Source organism: Streptomyces sp. NPDC096105 (assembly GCF_044763335.1).
Classification (GTDB): Bacteria; Actinomycetota; Actinomycetes; order Streptomycetales; family Streptomycetaceae; genus Streptomyces.
In genome coordinates this window covers 1-7,745 of the sequence record NZ_JBIWGC010000043.1, presented here as the reverse complement: position 1 = coordinate 7,745, position 7,745 = coordinate 1, and the positions used below count along the sequence as shown (strand labels likewise).

The 7,745-nt window shown below is 75.9% G+C and carries 9 protein-coding genes; 1 reads left to right on the top strand and 8 read right to left on the bottom strand.

Going from position 1 to position 7,745, the window contains the following annotated elements; all coding sequences use genetic code 11:
* Positions 1-225, bottom strand: a 225-nt coding sequence (locus tag ACIQ8B_RS32725) for a methylmalonyl-CoA mutase family protein (protein WP_403551949.1), incomplete at its 3' end; no start/stop codon positions are given.
* Positions 226-558: 333 nt separating this feature from the next.
* Here ACIQ8B_RS32725 and ACIQ8B_RS32720 point away from each other — a divergent pair.
* Positions 559-1,407, top strand: a complete 849-nt coding sequence (locus tag ACIQ8B_RS32720; protein ID WP_403551947.1) for a L,D-transpeptidase family protein — start codon at positions 559-561, stop codon at positions 1,405-1,407.
* A 223-nt stretch (positions 1,408-1,630) separates the two neighbouring features.
* On the opposite strand, the gene ACIQ8B_RS32715 is transcribed toward ACIQ8B_RS32720, so the two are convergent.
* The 7 genes from ACIQ8B_RS32715 to ACIQ8B_RS32685 all read right to left on the bottom strand — a co-directional run bounded on the left by ACIQ8B_RS32715 (position 1,631) and on the right by ACIQ8B_RS32685 (position 7,639).
* Positions 1,631-2,749, bottom strand: coding sequence for a hypothetical protein (locus tag ACIQ8B_RS32715; protein ID WP_403551945.1), 1,119 nt, complete (start codon positions 2,747-2,749; stop codon positions 1,631-1,633).
* Positions 2,749-3,423, bottom strand: a complete 675-nt coding sequence (locus tag ACIQ8B_RS32710) for an RNA polymerase sigma factor (RefSeq protein WP_106412773.1) — start codon at positions 3,421-3,423, stop codon at positions 2,749-2,751. Before ACIQ8B_RS32710 ends, ACIQ8B_RS32715 begins: the two co-directional genes overlap by 1 nt.
* Before the next feature lie 463 nt (positions 3,424-3,886).
* Positions 3,887-4,810 carry a hypothetical protein gene (locus ACIQ8B_RS32705; protein ID WP_403551943.1) on the bottom strand — a complete coding sequence of 308 codons (924 nt, stop codon included), beginning with the start codon at positions 4,808-4,810 and terminating at the stop codon, positions 3,887-3,889.
* Positions 4,811-5,054: 244 nt separating this feature from the next.
* Positions 5,055-5,672: an RNA polymerase sigma factor gene (locus ACIQ8B_RS32700; RefSeq protein WP_290011323.1), complete on the bottom strand. Its 618-nt coding sequence runs from the start codon at positions 5,670-5,672 to the stop codon at positions 5,055-5,057.
* Between the two features lie 222 nt (positions 5,673-5,894).
* Positions 5,895-6,323 carry a hypothetical protein gene (locus tag ACIQ8B_RS32695; RefSeq protein ID WP_403551940.1) on the bottom strand — a complete coding sequence of 143 codons (429 nt, stop codon included), beginning with the start codon at positions 6,321-6,323 and terminating at the stop codon, positions 5,895-5,897.
* A 132-nt stretch (positions 6,324-6,455) separates the two neighbouring features.
* The gene (locus ACIQ8B_RS32690) at positions 6,456-7,025 is read right to left on the bottom strand and encodes a hypothetical protein (protein ID WP_290011325.1); all 570 of its coding nucleotides are present in this window, start codon (positions 7,023-7,025) and stop codon (positions 6,456-6,458) included.
* Between the two features lie 107 nt (positions 7,026-7,132).
* The gene (locus ACIQ8B_RS32685) at positions 7,133-7,639 is read right to left on the bottom strand and encodes a hypothetical protein (RefSeq protein WP_403551938.1); all 507 of its coding nucleotides are present in this window, start codon (positions 7,637-7,639) and stop codon (positions 7,133-7,135) included.
* Positions 7,640-7,745 lie beyond the last annotated feature (106 nt).

Here is a 7,745-nt window from a genome sequence, read left to right as displayed (position 1 = left end):
GTTGGCGATCAGCTGCTTGTACCGGGCGTTCGACTCCGTCGCCGTGCCGAAACCCGCGTACTGGCGCATCGTCCACGGACGCCCCGTGTACATCGTCGGGTACACACCCCGCGTGAACGGATACTTCCCCGGCTCACCCAGCTTCTCCGCCGGATTCCACTCCGACAGGGCGTCGGGCCCGTAGACCGGTTCGATGGGCAGTCCGGACTCCGACTCGCGCGCCATGATGTGCATGCCTCCCGCTGAGCAGCGTTGCTCGATCCGATCGCCGGTCACTCGTCAGTTACTCACCAATACGGGCCGACCCCTCGACGGACTGTAGCGGTGCGCGTGCGGCCCGGTGGAGGGGCACACCCTGGGACCTTCCTCACAGCCACCGTGGGACCCCCCTCACAGGGCCTCCTGACGGCCGTCGTCCGGTCACTCCCCACCATGCCCGCTTGTTCCGCCCCGGTCACGTCCGGGGTAGAAGTCAGGTGACGACCGGGCAGGGCCGGTGCGGCGGGACGAGGGGGGACCGGGGTGCGTGGGAGGGGCAGGGGCGTGGGGAAGAAAGGCATGACCGTCCTGGCGGCGCTGGGCGCGATGGCCGTGGGCACGGCAGGGTGCACGGTGCATCCCGCCGGTGCGGACGGGCAGGTCGGACCGCCGGTGCGGATCGAGGTGCCGTCCCGGACGCCGGACGCGCCACGGGCGCCCGCGTCGCCGGGCCGGACAGCGGAGACGCCCGCGCAGAAGTCTCCGTCCGTCACGCCGTCCAGCCGCCCGACGCCGGCGCGCGTGCTGTGGTCGCCCGGCGACCAGGGGCGGGACGTGCGCGAACTCCAGGCGCGGCTGCGTCAGATCGCCTGGATCTTCCACGGCCCCACCGGCGCCTACGACGACCTGACGGCGGAGGCGGTCCGCGGCTTCCAGGGCAAGCGCGGGCTGCCGCGGACCGGGGTGACGGACACCGTGACGTGGGAGCGGCTGCGCGCCATGACGCGGGAACCGGGACGGTGGGAGCTGTACCTGATGGGCGGCCAGCCGGCCGACCCGCCCGACCCGCGCTGCATGACCGGCCGGGTGATGTGCATCAGCAAGTCGAGCCGTACCCTGCGCTGGATGATCGACGGCCGGACGGTGTCGACCGTGCCGGTCCGCTTCGGCTCCGAGTACACGCCGACCCGCGAGGGCGTCTTCCGCGTCTACTGGAAGTCCCGGCACCACGTCTCCACGCTGTACGACTCGCCGATGCCGTACGCGATGTTCTTCAGCGGCGGGCAGGCGGTGCACTACTCGGCCGACTTCGCCGCCCGGGGCTACGCGGGGACCTCGCACGGCTGCGTGAACGTGCGCGACGAGGACGCGATCGCCCGGCTGTACGAGCAGGTGCGCGACGGCGACAAGGTCGTCGTCCACTGGTGAGAAGAGGGGCGCGGGCGGGACCGGGGGAACGTGTCCCGCCCGCGCCAGGTGCACGAGCCGCGGGTACGGGGGGAACCCCGGCTCCGTGCGACGGCCGATGACCAGTCGGCTCACTCAGTACTGCGTCACGAGGGCCGGAAGTGTCACACCGGGCGGTACGGAACTGCTCCGCAGGGGGGTTTGCGCAGGTCACGGGGTTTCCCGGAGGGTTCCGGCCGCCCGCCTAGTCCTGCTTGCCGTTGCCCTTGCCGTTTCCGTTGCCGTTCCCGTTGACCTGCCCCTTGTCCTTGCCCGGGTGGTCCTCGGCCTTGTCGGCGCCGGAGCCGCTGTTGCCGCGGACGGCGCCCTTGCCGTTTCCGTTTCCGTTGCCGTTCCCGTTCCCGTTCCCGTTGTCGCCCTCACCGCTGTCGCCGGTGTCCGGGCGGCCGTTGCCCTGGCCGGGGTGGGTGTCCTGCTGCTCGCCCTCGCCGCCGTCGGTCCGCGTCTCGGCGTCCTGCACGCCGGTCCCGCTCCCGGCGTCCTCGCCGCCCTTGCCGCTCTTGTCGTCCTTGCGGCCGGCGCCCTCCTTGGCGGTGACGGTGCGGCAGTAGGCGGCGACGCGGGAGGCGCCGCCCGCCGCCTCGTGCAGGGCGCGACGGTGTTCGCCGTTCACCGGCCGCCCCTCGTGCCAGGCCCGGCAGGCGGACACGACGAGCTGCCAGCGGGCGTCGCGGGCGGGCGTGCCGTCGCCGGGGGTGGTGGCCGGCGTGCGACCGGGATCCTCGCCGCCCGGGGCGCCCTCGCCGGCGGGCCCGCTCTGGTGACGGCCCTCCGGGGAGACGCCCCGCGCCGACGGGGACGTCAGGGGGCGCTGGGGGTGGGTGGCCGTGGCGGCGCCCGCGGGGCCGGAGCGGGAGTCGTCGAAGGGCGTGCGCAGCAGCCCGGTCCCGGCGAGCACGGCGGTGCCCCCGACCATGCCGGCGACCAGCGCGGCGGCCAGCAGGAGGCGCGCGGGACGCGGCCTGCGGGACCCGCCGGGCGTTCCGGAACGGCCGGTGCGCGGGGCGCCGAGACGGATCAGGCCGACGTCGGCGTCCCCGGGGCCGGTGCCGTGACCGGTGTGCGGGGCCGAGTCGGCCTGCCCTGTCCGTTCGTCCCTCGACTTGCGGAAGGCGGCCAGCGCGGCCGCCTCCCCGGGAAGTTCCGCGTCTGCCGCGGGCGGGGGCGCGGAGAGCGCGCGGAGCACGTCGGCGAGCCGTTCGGCCTGGTCACCGGCGGGAGGACCGGCAGCCTGGGGCGACTCACCGTTCAGCAGGCGCTCCGCCGCCTCCGCGTCCAGCCACCGGTACCGCTCATCGGCCATCACATGTCCTTCTGCGTCCGCGTTCGCAACTGCGTCACACTCGCGGACGTCACCGTACGACGGCGTGGTTCTCTCTGGGGCGGAAGAGCGTCGAGCACCCCTGCGGATTCCGGATGGCCGTCCGGATCGTCGCCGAGCAGCTCGGCCAGCCGGCGCAGGCCGCGGTGCGCGGCCGTCCGTACGGCGCCGGGACGCTTGCCCAGGGTCTGCGCGGCCGTCTTGGCGTCGAGGCCCACGACCACGCGCAGGACGACGGCCTCGGCCTGGTCCTGCGGCAGCCGGGAGATCAGGTGGAACGCGCCGTCGGTGGCCAGCGCCTCGATCGCCTCGCCGGCCGTGTCCGACTCGGCGGGCCGCCCGGTGAGCTCGGTCTCGTCACCGCCTATGGCCGGGCGGCGGCCGCGCATGCGGATGTGGTCCAGCGCCCGGTTGCGGGCGATGCGGGCGGCCCAGCCGCGGAAACGGTCCGCGTCCCCGGAGAACCGATCCAGGTCACGGGCGATCTGCAGCCACGCCTCGGACGTCACGTCCTCGGCGTCGGGCTCGCCGACCAGTGTCCGGACGTACCCGAGGAGCCGCGGGTGCACGGCGCGGTACACGGTCCGGAACGCGGTCTCGTCCCCGTCCTGTGCCGCGCGCACCGCGGCGGTCAGCTCCGCGTCGTCCCCCAGCACGCGTGCGCCCTTCTGCGCCTCAGCCGGCGCCGCTCTCGCGGACCGGGTTGCTCGCCGTCGTCATTGCTCAATCGGTCGTTGCGGTCTCAAGGCCGCGTGCGGAGGTTGTGGTCGTTTGTCTCCCGCGGCCTGGCGCGAAAGGCACGTTACGACCTGAAACCGCGGCCCGTCCATGACCGTACAAGATGCAACTAATCCGTGACACAGGACGTGTGACAGAAAACGCATGCCCGGCGCTGTAGAAGGTACGGGCCGCGGCGCGGCCCGTACCGCGCGACGGCCGGGGCCTCTCCTGTGGGGGGTGGCGGCCCCGGCCGTCCCCGCGACGCACCTTGACGGCGCGTCAGTCCCCGCACCCCGCCGGGCAGCCGCGGCGGGCGCCGGCGGCACTGCCTCCGGAGGAGGCGCCCCGCACACGACGGGCCGCGCGAACATCCCCCGTTCAGGTGAAGGACGTCGACGCTCAGGGCTGACGCCCAGAAGGCACACCGACGCCCCCTCGACCGCCCTCGCCCTCGCCCTTGGCCGCGCCGCCGGCTTCGCCACGCGGAACGGCACCGGCCTCCGACGCCGCGGGCGTACCGGGCCGCACCGGCGCGGGAGGCGCGGCAGCGGAGCGGCCCGCGCAGTACGCGTCCACCCGCTCCGCGCCCCCCGCCGCGGCGACAAGCCTCTCCCAGACCGGCGCGTCCACCGCCCGCCCCCGCCCGGCGACCCGCTCGTAGGCCCGGCACCACGCCTCGGCGTCCCCCGCGGCCTCGGCCCGCCCCGCGCCGCCCCGCGCTCCGTCGCGCCCCGGCTCGGCGGACGCCGACGCCTCCGGAGCCCCAGAGACGCTGGAGGAGCCGGAGGAGCCGGAGGAGCCGGAGGAGCCGGAGGAGGGGGAGGAACCGGAAGCGTCCGGAACCTCCGGGATTTCCGAGACCTTCGGGACCGGGCCGGCGGACGGCGTCCGATCCGGTCCCGTGTCCCCCGGCGACCGCCCTCCGCCCGGCGCCCCCGCCGCATGGATCCCGGCCACCGCCACCCCGCTCAGGGCGCAGCCCGCGACCAGCGCGCCCAGCGTCGCGCGCAGCGATCTCCCGCCGAACCGCCGTCGAGGGGCCCGCCAGTCGTCCCGGAGGCGGGTGCGCGCGCCATGCGCCCCCGGCTCCCGGGCGGCCACGAACGCGGCGACGGCCCGCTGCTCGGCCCCGGCGTCCACCTCGTCGCGGACCAGGGCGGCGGCGAGCAGCGCCTCCAGGCGGGCCGTGTCCCCGGCCGGCCCCTCGACGGAGACGGGTACGGGACGGCCGGGCGCGGACACCACGCCCTCGGGGCGCTCGGGGTGCCCGGAGGGCACACGCCGGCGGCCGGCCCGCCCGCCGTCGCTCTGCCGTTCGCCCATGCCCGCTTCCGTCCCTGCTCGATCGTGTCCGTACTGTCCGGCCCGTCCGGTTCCGCCCGGCCGCCCCGTGGCCCGGCGCGACGCGGCCCCACATCCGCCTCACGGCCGCCGCGCCCCCTCCCACCAGGCGGGAGGCCCGTCCGGCCCCGGACAGACGGATACGGTCCGCCCGCCCGGTCCGTTCACTCGCCGGCCCGGCGGGCCCTGCCGCGTCGTCCGGCGCGACCGCCGTCCCGGCCCACGGTCACGTCGACCCACCCAGCGTCCGCGGCGCCTCATCCGTCACACCGTCGGCGCCGAGCTGCCGCGCCAGGCGCCGCAGGCCCCGGTACGCGGCCGTCCGCACCGCGCCCGGCCGCTTGCCGAGCACACGGGCGGCGGAGGGCCCGTCGAGGCCCACGACCACCCGCAGCAGCACGGCCTCGGCCTGGTCCCGGGGCAGCCGGCCCACGAGGGCGAGGGCCTGCTCGGTGGACAGGGCCTCCATCGCCTGGTCGTGCGTGTTGTGCGGGGCGGGCAGCTCCAGGACGTCCTGTTCCAGCGCGGACGCGCGGGGGCGCACCCGCCGGCGGCGCAGGTGGTCCAGCGCGCGGTGCCGGGCGATGGTGGCCGTCCAGCCGCGGAACCCGGCGCCGTCGCCCTTGAAGCGGCCGAGGTCGCGGGCGATCTCCAGCCAGGCGTCCGACATCACGTCCTCGGCGTCGGCGCCGACCAGTCCGCGTACGTACGCGAGGAGTCCGGGCTGCACGAGCCGGTAGGCCACGGCGAACGCGGCCTCGTCGCCCTGCTGGGCACGCGCGACGGCGTCCCCCAGTTCCCCGTCGAACGCCTGCGTGCGGCGGGATTCCCCTCCGTGGCCCAAGAACCGTCCTCGTCCGTACCGAGCGCGAAGCGCCTCGCATGACGTGCGCACGTCCGCCGTGTCACGTCCCCAGCGACCTCAGCGTGCGCGGCCGGGAAAGTGTCACAGGTCACCTACGTCCCGGCCCTCGCACGGGCCCCACGGGACCCCGGCGGCGCACCTCCCTCCGGACGCGCCCGAGCACTCCGCCGGGCCCCGGCCAGGGTCGGCCTCGCCAGGGGTTCAGTCCCGCCCGGGGTTCAGTCCCGCCCGGGGTTCAGCCCGGTCTGCCCCCGCCGTCGCGTCCCGGCACAGGAGCCGCAGGGAGCCGTCCTGGGTGTAGCAGCGGCGGGCCTCCTCGATGGGGTCCCAGAGGCGGCCGTCGGGGGTGCGGACCCAGTGGTCGCCGCCGGAGGACCACCACTCGCCGCCGGTCTGGCGCGCGATCACCTCGCCGGCGTAGGCCCCGAAGCCGCGCAGCACCAGCTCCACGGCGGCGTAGGGGGCCGACTCACGGCGGATGTCCTCGATCACGCGGTCGACGCTCCACAGACTGCGCGCCGAGTAGTCGAGGCGCAGCCGTGCCCCCTCGCGCATCGCCGCCACCGCGTCCGCCGCCCAGCGGACCGGCTTCGTCGCCGCCGAGGGCCTGGTCTCCTGCTGTGTCGTCACAGTCGTCGCAGTCGTCACACTCTGGAGAGCGCTGCGGCGAAGCGTTTCGTCACCCCGGTCCGGCGGCTCCCCACAACGGACGCACGACCGCCCCGGGACAGTCACAGGACCGTCGCCGCACGCCCCCGCCTGTCAGCCGTCGCGGCGGCTGCGGCGCGAGACCACCGCGCGCAGCACCCGGCGTCCCTCCGTGGACACCTCCAGCGCGCTGCGCAGCCCCGCCGCTCCGTGGGCGGCGACGAGTTCCAGAACGGCGGTCTGGCGGCGCAGTTCGGCGGCGAGCAGCGGGGACAGACCGTCGGTGGGGCCCTCGCGGCGAGCGGCGGCCAGATCGGCGTCGCCCGCGCCGTCGAGCAGGAGGTGGATGCGCAGCGCGTCGGCCGAGCAGCCGTCGGCCCACGTCCGCAGCGCTCCTCCGGACCGGTCGGCGGGGGCGGCGGCGAGCATGCCCCGCGCGAGGTCCGCCGCCTCGCCGGTGCCGCCGTCCACGGCCTCGGCCGCCGCCGCGTCCAGCTTCTCGCGCGTCTGCCGGAGCACCTCGCCCCAGTCGCCGTCGGCGGTGCCCTCCGCGAGGGCGCCCCACAGCGGCCGCAGCGCCTCGTCGTCGCCGCCCAGCAGCGGCACGCACCGATCCAAACAAGCCACGCCGCTCACGGCCAGTCCGCGCTCGTCGGCCCGCGCGATCAGTTCCTCCAGGCTCATCCACGCCTCCCTCTGCGGGTTCCGCAGGCCTCCGGATGAGGCCTCGACGGGCCTCGTCCCTCACGAATCCCGCATTTCCCCTTACTGCGTGCGACAAGCCGGGAGTGTCACTCGGGCACCACGCCCAGCCGGTCGAGCAGCCGGAAGAGGAGGTTTTCGGCCACCGGTCCGGGGTCCGCGGTCAGCACCTCCAGGACGTCCCCGGCAACGGCCGTGCGCCCGGCCTCCTCGGCCCAGAGGACGGCCCGCCCGGCGGCGTCGGCGGGCTCGAGGAAGTAGTCGTCGACGGTGAGCCCCTCCGGGCGCCCGCCGAGGTACCCGGCCATCGCGTCCCGGCCGAGGCAGGCCGTCCACACCCCGCTCTCGGGGGACGCCGCCTCCACCGCCACGCAGTCGCCGTTCATCACGTAGCCGAAGAGCGCGGGCGCGCCGGTCTCCTTCGCCAGCTCGTTCATGCTGCCCAGCTCGCCCTCGCGGCCCGGCAGCTCCCACACCTGCCAGCCGTCCGGCGCCTCGGCGCGCAGGGTCAGGTCCGCGCCCGCGCCGCCCAGCGCGTCCAGCCCGGCCAGCGGCCGCTCCGCGCGGCCCACGACGAAATAGCCCCAGTAGCCCATGTGCCGGTGTTCCCCCGTTATCTTCTTCGCGGTCCTGCAAGAGGGCCGCTGGCCTCCGGGCCCGGCATGACTTTTGCCCCCTGTCGAACGGATGACCTGGGGGGTG

Bases quoted from the DNA above. Each gene is read 5' to 3' on its own strand.
- ACIQ8B_RS32685 (WP_403551938.1), bottom strand. From the start codon at position 7,639: ATGGGCTACTGGGGCTATTTCGTCGTGGGCCGCGCGGAGCGGCCGCTG.
- ACIQ8B_RS32705 (WP_403551943.1), bottom strand. From the start codon at position 4,810: ATGGGCGAACGGCAGAGCGACGGCGGGCGGGCCGGCCGCCGGCGTGTG.
- ACIQ8B_RS32690 (WP_290011325.1), bottom strand. From the start codon at position 7,025: ATGAGCCTGGAGGAACTGATCGCGCGGGCCGACGAGCGCGGACTGGCC.
- ACIQ8B_RS32720 (WP_403551947.1), top strand. From the start codon at position 559: ATGACCGTCCTGGCGGCGCTGGGCGCGATGGCCGTGGGCACGGCAGGG.
- ACIQ8B_RS32715 (WP_403551945.1), bottom strand. From the start codon at position 2,749: ATGGCCGATGAGCGGTACCGGTGGCTGGACGCGGAGGCGGCGGAGCGC.